The 19144-nt window shown below is 56.8% G+C and carries 15 protein-coding genes; 14 read left to right on the forward strand and 1 reads right to left on the reverse strand.

All coding sequences use genetic code 11. The features are described 5' to 3' along the window. The first annotated feature begins 8 nt into the window (after positions 1-8). The 10 genes from EN857_RS11560 to EN857_RS11605 all read left to right on the forward strand — a co-directional run bounded on the left by EN857_RS11560 (position 9) and on the right by EN857_RS11605 (position 14145). Positions 9-2051, forward strand: coding sequence for an ABC transporter permease subunit (locus tag EN857_RS11560; protein WP_210235134.1), 2043 nt, complete (start codon positions 9-11; stop codon positions 2049-2051). Continuing rightward, positions 2041-3612, forward strand: a complete 1572-nt coding sequence (locus EN857_RS11565) for an FAD-dependent oxidoreductase (protein WP_135858607.1) — start codon at positions 2041-2043, stop codon at positions 3610-3612. Before EN857_RS11560 ends, EN857_RS11565 begins: the two co-directional genes overlap by 11 nt. Next, positions 3609-4811: an FAD-binding protein gene (locus EN857_RS11570; protein WP_135858610.1), complete on the forward strand. Its 1203-nt coding sequence runs from the start codon at positions 3609-3611 to the stop codon at positions 4809-4811. Before EN857_RS11565 ends, EN857_RS11570 begins: the two co-directional genes overlap by 4 nt. Next, entirely contained in the window at positions 4801-6297 is a 1497-nt protein-coding gene (locus tag EN857_RS11575) for an FGGY family carbohydrate kinase (protein WP_189521642.1), read from the forward strand. The genes EN857_RS11570 and EN857_RS11575 overlap by 11 nt, the downstream gene beginning before the upstream one ends. A gap of 59 nt (positions 6298-6356) precedes the next feature. Beyond that, complete coding sequence (locus tag EN857_RS11580; RefSeq protein WP_245511295.1) at positions 6357-7538, forward strand: anaerobic glycerol-3-phosphate dehydrogenase subunit C; 1182 nt, start codon at positions 6357-6359, stop codon at positions 7536-7538. A 1706-nt stretch (positions 7539-9244) separates the two neighbouring features. Next, complete coding sequence (locus EN857_RS11585; RefSeq protein WP_135858643.1) at positions 9245-10237, forward strand: glycine betaine ABC transporter substrate-binding protein; 993 nt, start codon at positions 9245-9247, stop codon at positions 10235-10237. Positions 10238-10449: 212 nt separating this feature from the next. After that, positions 10450-11337 (forward strand): proline/glycine betaine ABC transporter permease, encoded by an 888-nt coding sequence (locus tag EN857_RS11590; RefSeq protein ID WP_135858619.1) that lies wholly within the window; start codon positions 10450-10452, stop codon positions 11335-11337. Continuing rightward, entirely contained in the window at positions 11330-12403 is a 1074-nt protein-coding gene (locus EN857_RS11595; RefSeq protein WP_135858623.1) for a betaine/proline/choline family ABC transporter ATP-binding protein, read from the forward strand. Before EN857_RS11590 ends, EN857_RS11595 begins: the two co-directional genes overlap by 8 nt. Before the next feature lie 218 nt (positions 12404-12621). Then, positions 12622-13788, forward strand: coding sequence for a mandelate racemase/muconate lactonizing enzyme family protein (locus EN857_RS11600; RefSeq protein WP_135858627.1), 1167 nt, complete (start codon positions 12622-12624; stop codon positions 13786-13788). Between the two features lie 102 nt (positions 13789-13890). Beyond that, entirely contained in the window at positions 13891-14145 is a 255-nt protein-coding gene (locus EN857_RS11605) for an SDR family NAD(P)-dependent oxidoreductase (RefSeq protein ID WP_135858645.1), read from the forward strand. 87 nt (positions 14146-14232) lie between these two features. Here the strand turns inward: EN857_RS11605 and EN857_RS11610 are convergent, their stop codons facing one another. After that, positions 14233-15141, reverse strand: a complete 909-nt coding sequence (locus EN857_RS11610; protein ID WP_135858630.1) for a LysR substrate-binding domain-containing protein — start codon at positions 15139-15141, stop codon at positions 14233-14235. A 141-nt stretch (positions 15142-15282) separates the two neighbouring features. Between EN857_RS11610 and EN857_RS11615 the strand changes: the two genes are divergently transcribed. The 4 genes from EN857_RS11615 to EN857_RS11630 all read left to right on the forward strand — a co-directional run. Further along, a complete protein-coding gene (locus EN857_RS11615; RefSeq protein ID WP_281035920.1) occupies positions 15283-16638 on the forward strand; it encodes an FAD-binding oxidoreductase in 1356 nt (451 codons plus the stop codon). A 21-nt stretch (positions 16639-16659) separates the two neighbouring features. Further along, entirely contained in the window at positions 16660-17541 is an 882-nt protein-coding gene (locus EN857_RS11620) for a dihydrodipicolinate synthase family protein (protein ID WP_135858633.1), read from the forward strand. A gap of 32 nt (positions 17542-17573) precedes the next feature. Then, on the forward strand, positions 17574-18188 hold the full coding sequence (locus EN857_RS11625; RefSeq protein ID WP_135858635.1) for a short chain dehydrogenase: 615 nt from the start codon (positions 17574-17576) through the stop codon (positions 18186-18188). Positions 18189-18278: 90 nt separating this feature from the next. Continuing rightward, positions 18279-19144 (forward strand): FAD-binding oxidoreductase (locus tag EN857_RS11630; RefSeq protein ID WP_135858637.1); only part of this gene is annotated, 866 nt, incomplete at its 3' end.

The raw sequence follows: 19144 nt of genomic DNA on the forward strand, positions 1-19144 counted from the left end.
TTGATCCCATGTCAGGACTAACCGAAATTCAGGCCGACAGAGCTGGTCCGTTGGCTGCTGCTGCTCGCCGTATCCAATGGGAAGCGGGCAACAGGGCGACCATCGGACGGCTCTTCATTGTCATGGCTGTCGCCGCAAATGTGGCAGCGTTCTACCTACCTTCTTCAGCGTGGTTGCGAGCTTACCCGGTGGCCCCGCTGCTTCCCGTTTCAGCTTGGATAAAGGACGGGCTCATTTGGTTTCTTCGAGGCGCGCACGTGGGCAATCTGGCTGTTGGCGATTTGTCCAGGTTGGTTGCCCTCGTGATTCAGGCGCCTGTTGATTTCCTGCAAGAGCTTCTCGTTCAAGGAATAGTTTTCTCGGTTGGGTCGGTCACCGTGTCGCTACCGCCTGTCTCTTGGGTTGGAGTTATCGTTCTCTTCGTTTCTCCCGCACTGGCGTTGAAGGACTTCCGCCTCGCGCTCCTCTCGGCATCGACCTTTGTTTATGTCGCGATCATGGGCTTGTGGCAAAGCACCATGATGACGCTGGCTCTCGTTGTGGTGGCGGTTGTCATCGGCGTCGCAGCAGGCCTTTTCGTGGGCATAGGACTGTTTCGCTGGAGACGTCTTCGGCCTCTCGTCTTTTCGCTGTTGGACTTTATGCAAACAGTCCCCGCGTTTGGATACCTCGTGCCGGCCATTCTGCTCTTTGGCTATACCCCAGCCGCTGCATTGATCGTGACTTTGATATACAGCATTCCGCCCATGGTTCGGCTAACCGATACCGCCCTCAAGCAAGTACCGGTGGAGCTGGTCGAGTTTGGAACGCTCATTGGCTGCTCCGCACGCCAGCTTATAGCAGGCGTTATGCTGCCGTCCGAAAAGAGCAGCATTATGCTCGGGGTGAACCAAGTCATCATGCTGACCCTGAATATGGTGATCATATCCTCGCTAATCGGCGCCGGAGGCCTTGGGTATGATGTCTGGGAGGCAGTCAAATCGCTGAAAATCGGCCGCGGCATCGAGGCCGGCTTAGCGATAACGCTCCTTGCGATAACGCTTGATCGCCTCAGCGCAGCCTATGCTCATCGTCGGAAAGATCATCTAAGCGCGAACGAGTTCTTTGGTCGGAATTGGCAAGTCCTGGCCGGGACTGCCATTGCCGTTCTCCTTACGATCCTCGGAACGTGGTTCAAACCACTCGCAGATTACAACGTCGTCAATGTTGTTTCGAGCGGGAAATGGTTGGACAGCGCAATCGACTGGATCAACCTCTACGCATACGGGACGGTGAGCGCCGTCCGCGACCACTTGTTCATCTACGTACTAAAACCAACGAAATCGTTCATGCTCTCGTTGCCATGGTGGGGTGTCGTCCTTGTCTTGATGGCACTTGCATATCGCCTATCTGGCTTTCGGTTGGCGCTGTTATGTGGAGCGATGATTACCTTCATTGCGATTGCCGGCCTTTGGGAGAAGGCCATGCTTTCGGTCTATCTTCTTAGCATTGCGTTTTTGATATGCGCTTTGGCTGGCGTTCCTTTGGGTTTTATTACTGCCAGCAATCCACGCCTTCAAAGGGCCTGCGAGGTCGCTTTGGACACGCTGCAGACGCTACCGTCATTTGTCTACTTGCTGCCCGCCGTAATGCTCTTGGGTGTCGGGGACTTTTCAGCTTTGGTGGCGGTTGTGCTTTATGCCATTGCCCCCGCGATTCGGTACACGGCCCGTGCAGTGAACGATGTTCCGACGACAATTATCGAAGCGGCAAAAGTGTATGGCGCTACTCCACGACAAATTCGTCGCTTCGTGATCCTGCCTGCGGCGTTTCCTGGGATCATATTGGGGCTCAACCAAACCCTGATGCTCGCCATCAGCATGTTGATCATCACCGCAATGGTGGGAACACGCGACCTCGGTCAGGAAACGCTAATTGCACTCTCGCAATCAGATCCAGGCCGAGGGCTAACCGCCGGCATTTGCATCGCTTTTATCGCCATCGCAGCGGACCGCCTTTTGCAGGGGTGGGCTAACCAATTCGATAAGGGAAACCGCCGACATGCTGAGTGAACCGCGGGCGCATTTCAGTCCAGGGCGCCGGGCAATCGTAATTGGAGCTGGCGCTACAGGCTGTGGCACTGCCCGCGATCTTATGTTGCGTGGGTTCCAAGTCACTTTGGTAGATCAAGGTGATTTCGCGGCCGGCACCAGCAGTCGCTTTCACGGTATGCTGCAGAGCGGAGCGCGCTACGCCGTAAGCGACGTAAACTATGCGGCTGAATGCATGCGAGAGCGCAGGCTGATCGCCGGCATGGTGCCGGCTGCGGTAGAGCCGGTCGGAGGATTGTTTGTCTCGCTGGAAGAGGATCCCGACGAGTATGCCGAACGGTTCGAAGCCAATTGCCGGACAGCAGAAATTGACATTTCCGAAGTCTCCTTGGGCGATCTATTTCGGGCAGAGCCGTATCTATCGCGATCCACAAAGCGCGCGTTCGCAATTCCTGACGCCACGATTAATCCTTGGCGTCTTCTGACCTGGATAGGCGGCGAGCTCAGGAGAGGAGGTGCCCGAATCCTCTTGAGGCATCAAGTCACGGCAATCCGAAAGTCCATGAACGGGACGATTGAAGTCAGCCTTGAGGGTGTCGAGGCCGGAAACATTGGCGCGGATGTGCTGGTCGTAGCAGGAGGATCATGGTCCAAACAGATATCCGCGTTGGCGGGCCAACATGTCGACTTAGAGCTAACGAAAGGCTCGATCGTCGTATTGGCCCACCGAATAGTGCACCGCGTTATCAACCGCTGTCGTTACCCGAGCAGTCATGACATAATTGTTCCGACGGGCACGACCAGCCTGTTCGGCACCACATCCCAGATTGTGTCGGATCCCAACACAACGGTTGTACGGCCCGAGGAGATTCAAGAACTCCTCGAAGGTGCAACCCCCATGATCCCCAGTGTGCGGGAGGTCGGATTCCTTCGAGCTTGGGCTGGGGTGCGTCCGCTCGTGAAGCCTCCGAACTGGCCGCCGAATAAGGCGGTTCCCCGGCGCCACGTTGTCATTAACCATGCGGCCACAGGCTTCCCCGGTATGTTTACAGTGTGCGGCGGATCGCTGACGACGCACCGTTCCATGGCCGAGGATGTGGCTAATCAGGTTTGCAGCTATCTGGGTGTAAATGCTCCTTGCCTTACCTCCGAGGCAACTTCCGGCATTGAGGCTCGCCGCTACTGGCAGCCTGCTTCGGCGCTCAGCACATCTGAAAGTACCCTACCTCGCCCGCGGAATGTTTGTGAATGTGAAGCAGTCAGTTTTTCGGCTGTGGATGAGGAGATTGGGGAGGGGGGTATTACCAGACTGCATGACCTCAGACGCCGACTGCGGATTGGCTTCGGCCCGTGCCAGGGCACATTTTGCGGCCCGCGAGTCATTGAACTTCTGGTCAAGGCCGGAGCGGACATCGATCCACGAGCGGAGCTTTGTGATTTCTGGTCCGAACGGCTCAAGGGCATGGCATCTGTTGCCTGGGGGAAGCAGGCCCGTCAGATACTTTTGCACGAATTCACGCATCGCCGGATCTTAGGATATTCCCAGGATGCGTCTGACTCGAATGAAAGCCTCCATCCGTGAAAACCGATGTCATTGTCGTGGGAGCCGAGCTAGAGGCACTTGTTGCTGCCCTCTTTCTGTCGACGAAGGGGGTGGGCGTGCGGCTCTTGATGCCAGGAGCAGGGTCACTCCACTATTCAGCCGGTGGGCTTGGGTTGTTCAACTCGCCTCTCAGTGACGATCCGCTTCAGATCACTTCCCAGTTAAAGAGCGGGCACCCCTATAGCAAGATCGCTGGCGTGGATCTCCAAGCGGCAGTGCGCTGGTTTTTAGAATGCCTCGCTAATACCGGGAATCCGTGGGTCTGCAGTCAGACAAACGCCGCTGCGGTGACGATCTCCGGTACGCCCGCGGCCGTTTACGCGTATCCCAGTTCTCTTGCTCTTGCAGACGACGTCATGGGGAAGAACGTGGCCGTTGTCGCGCTAAGCGAGTATGCCGATTTTATGCCTCATTTACTTGCAGAGGGCCTCTCCGACAAAGCAAGAAGCCTGAAGATTATCGATGTAAGGTCTCCGGCGAGTGGCGATAGCGTCAGGCAAGCACAGGCGCTGGATCGAGGCTGTGATGTCTTTTTCGATGGCGTTCGGAGAGGGTTGCCGAGTGGCACCGAGTGCGTGGTGTTTCCGGCCATTCTGGGGCTGGAGCGGCATCGGCAAGTATTCGAGAACGCACAAACAACGTTGGGGACGGCAGTTCGCGAGATTGCAACGTTGCCCCCAAGCGTGTTCGGGATCAGGCTTTACCGGCTATTGCTCAGCGCTTTGCAGCTCGCAGGCGCGAACATTCATCAGAATGTGAGAGATCTCCGGGCTGTCTATGTAGACGACCAGTGTAGATCGCTTGTTGACGACAAAAATAACGAATACTACGCTTCCCAGTTTATCGCCGCGTGTGGCGGTGTCATGCTTGGCGGCCTACAAGTAGGGCCGGAGAACATCGCTAACGAACCTACTTTTGGTCTAGACGTCATCCAAACACGCCCCCTTGACGTTAGGAGCCCGGGTCTAGTGCAACATGCGCTGCATACGCTAGGCGTCGAAACCGACACTTCTCTCAGGGGAACGAGGGAAGGAACTTGTATCAAGAACGTATACGTCACGGGGACATTGTTAGCCAATTGGGATCCCGTTCGCGAACTCTCTCTTGAAGGAGTAGCGGTTGCGACGGCTCTCAAGGCTGCAAACCTCGCAAGGGAGGGTGTGCTCAGTGGCACTTGAGGATGGTTTATTCATAGGCGTTGATCACGGCGGCTCAACTGTGACCGCACTGGTCTTCAATCCCGAAGACGGTATCTTAAGCTGTCAGTCGGTGCCGATGCCGAAGACAACGCCAGGCCCGGGATTGGTTGAACATAAACCTGACGACTTCCTAATGGCTACCCTGGCAGCAGCATCAGCAGCGCTCAAGGAGATTGGTCGCGAGTGGCGCGATGTTCGCGCTGTTGGCGTTGCCAATCAAGGAGAGACCAGCATGGCCTGGTCTTCGGAGACCGGAGAAGGTCTCGGGCCTGCCATTTCCTGGGAGGATCGGCGAACTGCAGAGGATTGCCGAGAACTTGCCGCGTCTGGCGTTGAGGCGCTGGTACGTCAGCATACGGGCGTGTTGCTCGATCCATACTTCTCTGCATCCAAGTTCCGGTGGCTTCTTCAGAACGTGTCCGAGGTTCGAGCGGCTGCCAAACAAGGGCAACTTTGTCTAGGCGGCACCGACAGTTATTTGCTCCATAGGCTGACCAATGGTGCGGTATTCGTGACCGAGCCAGGGACGGCGTCTCGAACTTCTCTATTAAACATTAGAGAAATTCAATGGGACGCCCGCGTGCTAGATGCCTTCGGTCTGGATGTGGGATGCTTACCGAAAATTGGGCCCTCCTGCGGCCCAATAGGCTTCGTGGATCATCCTGACATCAACGCTAAAGGAATTGAGATCTGCGCTGACGTGGTCGATGCGCACGCGGCTCTTTTCGCTCAAGGCTGCTTTGACGATCGGTCTGCGAAGGCCACCTATGGGACAGGGGCTTTCATCGAAGTGAACACCGGAAAGAGACTTGTCGAGCCAGATGGTCTGCTGCCCGTTTTCGTAGCGTGGCAAATGGAAAATGAAGTTGAATATGCGCTGGAAGGGGGTGTTTTCTCAGTCGGATCGGCGTTGGATTGGGCATCCCGAACGGGTCTTATCTCCTCGGTGCAAGATACAGCGGCGATTGCTGGCACGGTTCATGACACCGGCAATGTCGTTTTCGTTCCGGCCTTCTCTGGCATTGCCGCCCCCCATTGGATACCGACTGGAAAAGCCATGCTTAGCGGCATTGGGCTCGACACGAGCCATGCCCAGATCATTAGAGCCCTGTTGGATGGGATCGCCTTCTCGTGTGCGGAGGTAATTCTGGCTCTGAACGACAAGCTTGGAGGCAGCCTTCAATGCGTAAAGGCCGACGGCGGCCCTAGCCGTAACCCCTACCTAATGCAGCGGTCCGCAAACGTTCTCGGTCTTCCCGTGCTCGTATCAGAAGAACGCGAAATGACCGCACTTGGCGCTGCAATGATGGCGGCAGTCGGGGCGGGATCGATGACCATAGAGGATGTCGCCGCGAGGCAGCGCAAAACTCGAGTTTATCAGCCGAGCATGAACCGAGAAGACCACGAGGTTGCGTGGGCCAACTGGAAGTCCAACATCAACGCGGTCCGGAACCTAGCACAATGACAGAAATAGCACCCGCTAGCAGGTTCGTGGGGCCTCATGCCCTTGAAACGCTAGCCACCATGGATTTATGCACGAAATGCGGGATCTGCCAGTCGCACTGCCCAGTCGTGGCGGCCACGCCAAACTTTCCAGGGCCTAAATATGCGGGTCCACAAGCGGCTCGTTTCCGGATCATCGATGAAGTGCTCGATCATTCAACCGATTTGTGCACCGCTTGTGGAGTGTGCAGCAGCGTTTGCCCGAACGATGTCGCCATCACGGACATCATAGTGACGGCACGAGCCCAGTCTGTCGGACAAGGGGAGGGAGTATCGCTTAGACAGCGCTTGCTTAACCGGCCAGATTTGCTCGGAAGGATTGGCTCGATAGCACCGACTCTCGCAAATTTGATGCTCAGGAACTCCGTCTTGCGCGTTGTTGCTGAAAAAGTGCTCGGGCTAGACCGGCGCTCGCCATTGCCGCATTTTCATGGAAATGCCTTTAGGCGATGGTTCGCACGGCGTTCACAACCTGATGGACCGCCCGTACACTACTTCACGGGCTGCGCTGTCGACAACTACGACCCCGAGACAGGAAAAGCCGTAGTTCGCTTGTTGAACGCCCTAGGCTTCTCAGTAAAAATCTCTGAGCCAGGTTGCTGTTCACTCCCTATGCTTTCCACTGGGGAATGGAAGCAAGCTGATGAACGTGCCAAGAGATTGACGCAAAAACTAGCCCGAGATCTCCCCCAAAACGCGGTACTCGTCAGTTCGTCGACGAGTTGCAGCCTTACGCTAAAGTCAAAGTACAAAACATACCTGGGGCTCGAGAGTCCCGAATCTGAGCACGTTTCGTCCGCGGTGAACGACATCTGCCATTTCGTGCGGGATCAGCGCTTAGATGAAATCGCCAGGATCGCAAAGCCAACCAGCTTCCGCGTCCTATACCATCCGCCATGTCAGTTGCGTGGCCACGGGATCGGTACGCCAGCCTTAGAGCTTCTTCGTCAGGTCCCCGGCCTCGAAATCGTTTTATCCAAAGCGAGTTGTTGTGGCATTGGGGGAACGTACGGATATGACAAAAATAAGTTTGAAGTGTCGCAAACGGTTGGCCTCACGCTAAAGGAGCAGTCCCAAGAGATAAAGCCAGATTTCATCGTATGTGATAGCGAAACCTGCCGCTGGCATATCGAAGAAATGACTGGCGTGAAGACGCTCCACCCCATCTCATTCTTGGTTGATCATGTTATTCATTGCGCGTGAGCTAACCCAGTCGAAATGATAAAATCGGGAGGCCTGGGCTGGCGGAGCCAACTTGGCAAGTGAGAGTACATTTCTGGGTTAGGATGGGTTCGCCGCCACTAAAGCCGACCCAAAGCCGAGTTCGGGTGCTCCGAAAACCTCGGGATTGCGATTGCGAATGCGACCGGCGCCCATTCCTGCTTGCTTGCGACGATCTGTGGCAATTGGCTTGAATGCAACTGTCGGGAACAGCTTCCGCAAACTCGGGTTTGGGTCTTGGTTACCCCTGGGGCAGGGGTGGTTGGAGTGACATGCTTGACGACATGCAAGTAAGGCTCGTCGCCGCCCTGGTTGTGTTTACCGGACTTCTCGCGCCTGCCATGGGACAAGACAAATGTGTCGCGCCGACCGGATTGTTCGAGGTGGGCCAGTATGCGTGTTTGGTGGAAAACTCCAAAAACTATCTCGCACGTTGCGAAAATAGCCTCAACGTACTTACTTGGAAGAGAGTTCTTGACTATTGTCCGGGCAGCCTAGTGGGAGAACCGACGCTTGCTCATGGCTCTACGTGCAGGGCCAACGGTCAGATTTTTCCAGCTGGGAGTTACGCCTGTCTCACGACGACCGGACGCGGCCATCTCGCACGGTGCGATATGTCAGCCAATTCTCCTTCGTGGACCACCATGCCTGAAGAATGCGAGGCAATGTCCCAGCCAATAGGGATAGAAGAGTCGCATGTTACGTGGCTTAAGAAAGCACTGGATTTGCGCCGCGGGTTGTTCGGTGGCCTCTAGCCATTCAGCGCGCCTGGGGCTTGAACACCGGATTTCGCACGCTGGTTCTCCGCTTGACAAGCCTCAAACTGATGGGGAGCCAGGATCCTGATTTTTCATTTTCACAGCCATTTTTGCATCGCAATATCATATACTTAGTGGAAGGCGGACATAGCCGTCAAGAATCAGTTGTAGCGTCAAACTGGGGCGTGCTTTGGCCCGTTACAAGGTTCAGTCCTCAGTCCGATAGACCCGTCGCTGACCAGTTCCGGGCATTCGTCTTGAAGGTAGAATCGTTGCCATAGAACTGCGCAAGCTTGTTGGTGGCTCGATGAGGATATTCGCAGGCTATCCGTTCCAGTTGGGGAATAGGGGAAGAGCCTCACCGCGTTTGCTCCATTGACAGACTAGTTCACCCGGAACATCCATGCTCTTGGTTTAATCCAGTACCTGACTTGAAATCACGTACGCGTTTCCTGGCGGCGAACGGCAGCTTTGCGCCCAAATGTCGCCGTTGAAGCCCGCTCTTCCCATTCGTGAAAACTGACATTCTTGTTGGGGCGCTCGACGGCTGTGCGACTCTCGTCGAGACGCAACCGTCGTCGCATAAAACTGTACAATATCTGTGTCCCAGTCAGCTGAACGCCATCAAGCATGCAGGCACGTTTATGAGCCCTGTTCGGGGCGCCTCAAAAGGCGATCTTTCGGCACGAAGACAGCCGGCCGGAAGACGTCGGCGATGATTGCGAATGCCCCGCTTCAGGCAGCCACCACAACCTCACCTCGACGGCCGATATTATTTGTATCTATATCCGCCGGCATTTTTTCGAACTACGAGATCCCAATCAGATCCTTTATGCATGATGCTTGCCGCTGGCCTGAAGCGTATGCACGCCTGGGATCAAACGGCTGGGAACAATAAGCCAGCAAAGGGAGGAATATGTGAGACGTCTACTGATTACCTTATCCGCCAGTGCAATTTGCGCTTTCCTGAGCGGCGGAGTTTCGCACGCTGCCTGTGGCGACGTAACGTTGGCGCTCTTCAGCTGGCAGTCGGCCGAGGCGAACGCCTACGTTGACCAGTTCATCCTCAACAATGGCTACGGATGCAATGCCACCACTGTCGCAGGGGACACGGTTCCGACGGTCACTTCGATGATTGAGAAGGGCCAGCCGGATATCGCTCCGTCTGTTGTTGTTACCCTGTTGGGTGATTTCTATGCCAAGGGCGCCGACGAGGGACGGGTCAAGCGGGTTGGAACCGGAATCAGCGACGGATCGGTTTCAGGCTGGTGGGTTCCGAAATATGTCATCGACGCTCATCCCGATATCAAAACTGTAGATGATGCCTTAAAGCATCCAGATCTGTTCCCGGCCGCGGAAGACCCCTCGAAGGGCGGCATCATCCAAGGCCCGCAAGGCTGGGGCGATACGGTGGTAACATCGCAGTTGTTCAAGGCATTTGAAGCTGACAAGAAGGGCTTCGTACTCGTGCCGAGCGGATCTGCGGCCGCTCTCGACGGTGCGATCGCGAAAGCCTACGAGCAGAAGCACGGCTTCATTGCGGCCTACTGGGCTCCGACGTCATTGCTGGTGAAATATCCCATGGTACGCCTGGATGGACCTGCGCACGATGATGCGGAGTGGGCACGCTGCACTGCGAAGCAGGATTGCCCGGATCCGAAGCCGAATTACTGGAAGGGCTCGGAAGAAATCACTTTGGCCTCCGACAAGTTCTTGAAGCGTGACGACGTGGCCCCGGCAAAAGACTATTTTGCCAAACGCAGTTGGAGCCAAGCCGAAGTCGGCAAGGTGATGCTGTGGATGACCGAAAACCAGGCGAACGGCGAGGATGGTGCCAAGTGGTTCATCAAGAACATGCCGGAAGTCTGGACGAAATGGGTTCCGGCTGACGTGGCCGAAAAGGTCAAGGCTGCGGCGAATTAATGCCCTGCTAGTCGATTGACTAGTCGATTGAGGAGGGCTTCGAACTCTTTCGAGGCCTCCCTCTCTTTCATGGTCCGAGCGTCTAACGAGAGTATTCCCTGGCTGACCTCAGGATCTTGTTGAGCGCTCTTGCAATGATGTTGCGTTCGCCGCTTCGTCCTGGCGCGAGGGTCGGCAAGCTCGACAAGGCGAACCGAGGCTGGGATCGCGATATGGATTGGCTTTTCAAATTTCCGCAACTCGACCCTGATGTCCTGCTGACCGTAAAACGAGCGATCGACGGCTCGCTCAGGGGTCTCACACGCGCCTATGGCGATGCGATCGAGAACTTTTTTTACCCACTGCAGAGGGTCCTGATCTTCTTTGAAGCGGTGATTTCGAGTGCACCATGGCCGCTTGTAATCATCGTGCTGGCTGCCGTCGCATGGTTCGCGGCACGCAGCTGGACTGTTGTTCTGGCAGTGATGGGGACCCTCATCGCCATCGGTCTTCTTGGCCTGTGGCAGGATGCGATGAAGACGATCTCGCTCGTCTTCACCTCGACCATCTTCGCCATTGCCATCGGCATCCCGCTCGGCATCCTGATGAACCGCTACAAGCGCGTCGGCGGGGTCATGCAGACGGTGCTCGACGTCATGCAGACGATGCCGCCTTTCGTCTATCTCATCCCGGTCGTCATGCTGCTCGGCATCGGCCGCGTGCCTGGTTTCATCGCGGTGGTGATCTACGCCATCCCGCCGATCATCCGCCTCACCGACCTTGGCATCCGCCTCGTCGACAAGGAGGTCCTGGAGGCCGCCGACGCCTATGGCTGCTCGCGCTCGCAAAAGCTCTGGAAAGTGCAGATCCCGCTCGCTATGCCGACCATCATGGCCGGCATCAACCAGACCATCATGATGGCGCTCGGCATGGTGGTCATCGCCTCGATGATCGGTGTGCAGGGGCTTGGCCTCAACGTCTTGCAGGCCATCGCCAACCAGTATTTCACTCAAGGCATCTTCAACGGCTTTGCCATCGTCGGCATCGCCATCATTTTCGACCGCATCAGCCAGGCCTACGGACACCGGCTGCAGAGGCATCGGGGTGCAACGCATGAGTAAGGGCGACACGTCGATAGAGATCCGTGACCTCTACAAGATCTTCGGCGGCGCTCCGCGGCAGTACGTCCAAGCTGTCCGCGATGGGTTGTCGAAATCCGAACTCGGCAAGGTGCACGGGCATATCCTTGGCCTGAACAACATCAACATCTCCATGCCGGCCGGCAAGATCCAGGTCGTCATGGGATTGTCCGGCTCCGGGAAGTCGACGCTGATCCGGCACATCAATCGCCTGATAGAGCCAACCTCGGGCTCCATCATAATCGACGGTCGCAACATTCTTGAAATGTCGGAGTTGGAGTTGCGTGAATTCCGCCGCAATCATACGGCGATGGTGTTCCAGAGATTTGGCCTTCTGCCGCACAGAACCGTCATCGACAACGTCACATTCGGTCTTGAGGTACGCGGGATCGAAAAGACCAAGTGCCGCGCCATTGCCATGCGCTGGATCGAGCGGGTAGGCTTGGTGGGGTTTGAGCAGCGCTACCCGAACGAATTGTCCGGTGGCATGCAGCAGCGAGTAGGCCTTGCGCGCGCGCTTAGCAACGATGCCTCGATCCTGCTGATGGACGAGGCCTACTCGGCTCTCGATCCGCTGATCAGAACCGATATGCAGACCATGCTTCTGGAATTGCAGGCGGAACTCAACAAGACCATCGTCTTCATCACCCACGATCTCGACGAGGCGTTGAGGCTCGGCGATCGGATCGTGATTCTGCGGGACGGTTCCATCATCCAGCAGGGCGACAGCCAGGACATTCTTTTGCGGCCTGCCGACGACTACATCGAGAGATTTGTGAAGGACGTCAATCGCGGCCGCTTCATCAGGATCGATGCCGTCATGGATCCCACCACCACGGCGATGGAAAAGGGATCTCTGCCTAAGCTGAAGTCTGGCTCGACGCTAGAGGTCGCCGCCAAAGAGCTTACCAACTCCTCGTGCGACGCGGGCATCGTCACAGGCGCCGGCGGGCAGCCCCTCGGCGTAGTTTCCCTGCGGCAAATCACGGCGGCTCTTTCGTCGGCGGTTGAGGCGGAAGCTCCCGTTCGAGGCGATATTCGAGTCTAAAGCTGCAAGGAGTCTGATCGAGCTGGAGGGGACCTGCGTCGTATCGCGAACTGCTGGGTGTCGCTATCCCATGCCTGGAAATTCCCGACGCTTATTTGGCGGTAGGAAACTAGGTCCGGCGACTACTACCGGGCTGCGTTCGAGAGCTTCCGACTGGGACGAAAGCTGATGTGGATCCTTTAATTCTCAGAATTTACTTACGACAATCGAGAGGCCGTATGATGCTCCAGAAATCTAGAATAGCGTCGATAGATGCTTGGCGAATTCCGACCATTTCGGTGAAGGAGACATGGGATTCTGAAAGTTCACCTTGGCCAACGATCCCGATAAATTTTCTGATCAAGGTGACTTTGGAGTCGGGAGAGTGTGGTGTCGGCGAAGTCTCCTCTCAGCTGTGGTATCTGAACGAGACCCCGGAACAAATCCTCAGCGCGATCCGACAATACGACAGCGCTCTCCGCGGAATCGATGCGACCAATTTGTCCGTCTGCCACGAGCTTATGCTCAAGTGTTATGCGGGGGGCGCACCAGGGGCCAGGAGCGCACGGTCCGGCGTAGACATGGCTCTCTGGGATTTAACTGGAAAGCTTGTCGGGATGCCGGTCTACAAACTGATGGGCGGAGGACACTCGGGTGGAATCCCCGTGATGTTCTGTACCTATCAAGACAGCGCAGAACTTGTTTCCAGAGACTGCAAGAAGGCGATCGACGAGGGCTATCAAGCGATAAAAGTCAAAGTTGGCGACAAGCTTTTGAGCGCAGGCTGGAGTTACGGAAACCTGGTGAGCGAAGCAGAGAAGCTTGCGGCGGCACTGGAGGTCATCCCGAGCAACATTATGGTGGATGCGGACGCGAACCAAGCCTGGTGGAATGCAGGGGCCACAATTTCCACCCTCCGTCCCCTAAGTAAGTACCGCAATCTCTCGATTGAGCAGCCCCTGGGCTACGACGACATCACTGGGTCGGCCCACGTCAGGAATACAGCGGGGATACCCGTCATTCTCGACGAATCGGTTTGGTCAGCTGAGGCGATGGTTCAAATTGTTCAGGCGCAAGCATGCGATCGCATCGTTTGCAAGTTGAACCGTCTCGGGGGATTGTTCGAGGCGCGAAAAGTCATCGCTATCTGTGAGGCGGCCGGAATAGGCGTCAGCGTCGATACGGCGCCCTTTACCTTGCTAGGTGATACAGCTGTTTTTCACACAGCCGCCTCTTGCCGAACGGTTTTCCCCGTCGATGAGGGCCACCTTTCGATGGTGCACGTAGCCGGCGACTCGCCGTTTACGGGAGGGGTGGAGATCAAGCAAGGATTTGCGTCCTTGGGCGAAGAGCCGGGATTGGGTGTGGAAGTCGACTGGGAGATTGTGAAGACCTGGCAGACATAGCTCCGTTGTGGGGGCCGACCTTGGAGATAGATCGCCCCGCGCAGAAAATGGCGCGGTGCGTTCCGGGACATTTGCCGCACATCAAGCGAAGAAGTAAGCATGATGACCGCTCAGCAAACAACGCGTGACCGGCCTTTGTTAGGACGGACAGTTCTCGTCACAGGCTCATCCAGTGGCATCGGAGCCGCGATTGTGAAGCAGGTCGCTGTCGAGGGCGCGCGCCCGATAGTCCATTATAGTCGCGATGGTGCCTGGGCCGCGCGCCTGCTTGAACAGATCGAAGGCCGACTTGTCCGAACCATAAGGGGCGCAGCCGGCTGTTCGTTGAAGGAGCCATCTGGGCAACGTGGCCAGTAGGCGTCAAAGCTATGCTGTGTTAAGTTCAGTTTATCCACACTCACCGCCGCAGCAAGCTGCGCTCTGGAGCTCCCTTTTGCCGAGTGCCTACAAACCCAAAAGCTTGGCCTGATTCAAAAACCAATCCACGAGGATCTTGGTACCTTGATTTTTGCCTATCTCGTCGCTCGTCAAAATGAAGGAAGCCCTGTCAGTCTGGATCTTCGCCTCGATCGGTCGGACAAGAAGTCGGTTCGTGAGAAGATATTGGGCTGTCAAATTCCAACCTAACGATATTCCCTCACCAGCAAGAGCGGCCTGAAGCGTAAGCTGGTAGTCGTTAAAGACGATGTTGGGCTTGATTTCGCTGGCATCTCCACCGGCAAGCTCTATCCATTCATTCCAACTCATCCGTTTGCGATATGCATCGGAAGAATGAAGCAGTTGATGACGGTTGAGATCATCAATGGTTTTTAGCGTGGGGTGCTCTTGGAGATAGCTCGGAGAGCAAACTGGGAAAATGATTTCGTCACACACAAACCAGCTGTTAAGTCGCTTAAAGTCGCGTGGCCGCACCCATACCGTCACATCGATTTCCTGGTCCGGTTCGATATCGCGGTCGGTCGAGACAACTTTCAGCTTTATGTCAGGATGGTCTTCCTGGAAGTGATAGAGTTGGGGGACTAGCCAATGAGCAGCCATGGATGAGGATGCCGCGAAAGTGATGTACTTCGTGCCGCGGCCCGAGATCGCTTCGAGCTTCTGCTCCATCCGCCGGAAGCTGGTACGAACTTCCTCGTATAACTGCCTTCCAGCCTCCGTAAGCTGCACTCCGCGATTATCTCGCACAAACAGATGCGTCCCACAGCGCTTTTCGAACATCTTGATGGCGTGCGATACGCTCGGCTGCGTGACGTTCAGCTCGGCGGCTGCTCCCTTGAAGCTCAAATTTCTGGCGGCTGCTTCGAAAACGAACAAAGAATGGGTGGAGGGAACGAGGCTTCGAAGTTTGGACATGAAGCTAGTCTATATCAGCCGTGATCTTTTTCGTCTACAAGCCGCTGCTCCCATCCTCTATTCATTTGGGGACAAAACGAGGCAGCGGCTTCAGGGGAACACTCCTGTTTTGCGGGCCGCCCTAATGCCAGCGAGCTCTCCGTGGTCCTTGCAAAGCAAAGCCTGCCTACCGATCGCATTGCAATTGAGCCGCCGGCGACGGAGCCAACGGCTTCGGGATGGTATCTCACCTCGGGTCCCGAGTTATCCGTGTTGCCCCAAAATGGTGACACCTTTTGTGACTGCCTGGTAATCGGCGGAGGTTGGATGGGGCTGCATGCGGCACGCCGCTTTGCGGAGCTCAATCCAGGTGCATCCGTTGTGTTGGTCGATGCAGAACGTATCGGTAACAATTCCTCGGGCCGATGCATGGGCTTCGTCATCGATCTGGCCCACAACCCCCGCAAGCGCGATTTCGTTGAGGACATCAAGGGAAACAAAGAAGAACTCTTCGTCAATCTTGATGGCATCGCTTACATCAAAAGCGCGGTCGAAGAGTACGGGGTTGAGTGCGATTGGGACCCTCAGGGCAAATACCACAGCGCGGCGACGAAGCATGGTGTCGAGGACCTACGGCGCTTTTCGATTGCGCTGGACAAGTTGGGCCAAGATTACAGGTGGGTCGAGGCACCCGAGATGCAGGCGATCACGGGAAGCCGTCACTACATCAAGGCGCTCCACCATCCAGGAACCATCCTCGTACAGCCGGCGAAGTATCTGAAGAATGCGGTAAGGCGCTTGCCGTCGAACGTGGCTGTGCACGAAAACACGCCGATCCTGGCGGTGAAATTTGGAAGCCCCAAGCACGTTTTCGAGACACCTGGCGGGACGATCCGGGCGTCGAAGGTGATCATCTGCGCTTCGGGACATCTGACGAAATTTGGTTTCTTCGAAAACAGGGCAATCCCGCTTTATACCTTCGCAAGCATGACTCGGGTGCTTACCGAATCCGAACTCGCCCAAGTCGGAAACAAATCCGAGTATGGACTTATCCCGGCCGATAGCTTCGGAACAACGGTTCGACGGACGGCTGATAACCGCATCTTCCTGCGGAACGTTTATTCCTACGCGACCGACTTTAAGACCACGATCTCCGACGTGCAGAGGGCTCGAGAACAGCAACAGTTGGCGTTCGTTAGGCGCTGGCCGCAGCTGTCATCGATTGGCTTCGAGGCCAGCTGGGGTGGCCTTCTGACTCTGGCTCAAAACGGCGGCATGGTCTTCGGCGAGCTTGCGGACCGGGTGTACGGCGCGGCGTTCTGCAACGGCACTGGCGTGGCCCGTGGAGCGGCCTTTGGGAAGGCCGTGGCTGAATTGGCGGTGGGGCACTCATCCCCCGTGATCGACATCCTGAAGACACGCGCGAGCCCGAGCAGAACCTATCCGAAGCTTGTCACGTCGATGGGCGTGCGCTTCACGACAGCGCTACGCTTCAAGCAGGCGGGCGCAGAAGTTTAATTTTTGAAAGCGAGAAAACCGATGGCGGACCTTAAGGGCATAAATCTTGCGATGCAGACGCCGTTCACCGCGAGCGGCGCGATCGACTACGCGACATTCGAGGCATTGATCGACAAATACGTCGCGGCCGGTGTCCATGGGATCGTCCTGGGGGCTGGCACAGGCCAGCATCCATACCTCACCGAAGCGGAATGCAATCGCCTCTACGAGACGGGGGCGAAGCGGATCGGTGGCAAATGCAATGTGATCTGTCAGACCTCCGCGCTCAACATGGACGAGGTCATCCGGCGCTCGCAGCATGCGGAATCCATTGGCGCGAACGCGCTGATGATCCTACCTCCGTATCTGGAAGGGCCCTCCGATGAAGATGGCATTTTCAGCTTTTATGCTGAGATCGACGCTGCGGTTGGGATCGACATCGTCGGCTACAACATCCCGCAAGCAACGGGAATTTCCGTGTCGCCGCGACTCTTCGATCGACTGAGCGGTCTCAAGAATTTCAACTACATCAAGGATAGCGCCGGAGATCTCACGGTACATCAGGAATATCTGCAGACCAAAGGGGGTGTGTTAAACGGTGCTGACCCGACGACGGTCTACGCCCTGATGGCTGGCACTCGCGGCGTAATCTGGGGCGCCGCGAACTATATGCCCGGCGAGGCGGTACAGCTCTATGAACTCGTGGCTGCGAAGAAATTTGGCGAGGCGCTCGCACTTTGGAAGCGCATGCTACCCTCGCTCCTATACATCTGGCGCGCGCCTTACACACAGTCCGTATTGAAGGCCGCGCAATGGCGCGGTTACGGGACGGGCAACATCCGCAAGCCACTGCAGCCAATGTCGTTCGAGCAAGAAGCCGGCCTCCGCGACGCGCTCAAGCCGTTGTTTGAACCGTCGGCGTAAGAGCCGAAGGCCCCTCTGTAGCGGTGAGCAGGATGAGAATTGTTCTAGTAGGTGCGACCGGCGTCATTGGGTCAGCGGTGGCGTCCGAGTTCGGAAACAAGCACGATGTAGTGCCGGTGGCGCGCAATACTGAGTTGAGCGTCGACATCGCGAGCGTAGAATCGATTGATCGCTTCTTCGATAAAGTCGGACCATTCGATGCATTGGTCTGCACCGCGGGAGCCGTTCACTATGCTCCTCTCGAAGAGCTCTCCAACGAGCAGTTTGAGGTTGGTTTGCGGAGCAAACTGATGGGTCAGGTCAATCTGGTGCTGCGTGGACTCAGGCAGATCCGTGATAACGGCTCATTCACGTTGACGTCGGGCCTAACCAATGAAGACCCGATTCTGCAGGGAGCCTCAGCCGCTCTTGTGAATGGCGGATTGGAAGGCTTTGTTCGAAGCGCTGCTATCGAGCTGAGGCGCGGTTTGCGGATCAATATCGTTAGCCCATCCCTCGTAGCAGAGTCCGCCTCGGCGTACGGCGAGTTCTTTCCCGGAACGATGACTCTTCCAGCGCGGGACGTTGCGCTTGGTTATGCGAAGAGCGTCGAAGGGGCTCAGACAGGGCGAATCTACCGGATGGGGTGGTCCAGAGACCAATATTGAGCCTCTAACCCGCGGTCAGTCATGGACGATTGATCGACGGTTTGGCCCAGCCGATGAGCTGCTTACCCTCACCCACGGGAGTATGATCGCATGACCAAGAGCGTTCCCAGCAAGGCCCGCGCTGTCATCATCGGCGGCGGCGTCTCCGGCTGCTCGGTCGCCTACCATCTGGCCAAGCTCGGCTGGACCGACATCGTGCTGCTCGAGCGCAAGCAGCTCACCTCGGGCACCACCTGGCATGCAGCCGGCCTGATCGGCCAGCTGCGCGCCTCGCAGAACATGACGCGGCTGGCGAAATATTCGGCCGACCTCTACGTCAAGCTCGAAGCCGAGACCGATGTCGGCACCGGCATGCGCCAGGTCGGCTCGATCACCGTCGCGCTGACCGAGGAGCGCAAGCACGAGATCTACCGGCAGGCCTCGCTGGCTCGCGCCTTCGATGTCGACGTGCGCGAGATTTCGCCGAGCGAAGTCAGTGAGATGTATCCGCATCTCAACGTATCCGACGTGGTCGGCGCCGTGCACCTGCCGCTCGACGGCCAATGCGACCCTGCCAACATCGCCATGGCCTTGGCCAAGGGCGCGCGCCAGCGGGGTGCGACAGTCATCGAGAACGTCAAGGTCACCAAGGTCCACACCAAGCGAGGCCGCGTCTCCGGCGTGTCGTGGGCACAGGGCGACGAACAGGGCACGATCGAGACCGACATCGTCGTCAACTGCGCCGGCATGTGGGCGCGCGAACTCGGCCGCCAGAACGGCGTCACCATCCCGCTGCACGCCTGCGAGCACTTCTATCTCGTCACTGAGCCGATCCCGGGGCTGACCCGCCTGCCCGTGCTGCGCGTGCCGGACGAGTGCGCCTACTACAAGGAAGATGCCGGCAAGATGATGCTCGGCGCCTTCGAGCCGGTGGCCAAACCCTGGGGCATGGACGGCATTCGCGAGGATTTCTGCTT

Origin of the sequence: Mesorhizobium sp. M4B.F.Ca.ET.214.01.1.1 (assembly GCF_004791545.1) — a bacterium.
Classification (GTDB): Bacteria; Pseudomonadota; Alphaproteobacteria; order Rhizobiales; family Rhizobiaceae; genus Mesorhizobium; species Mesorhizobium abyssinicae.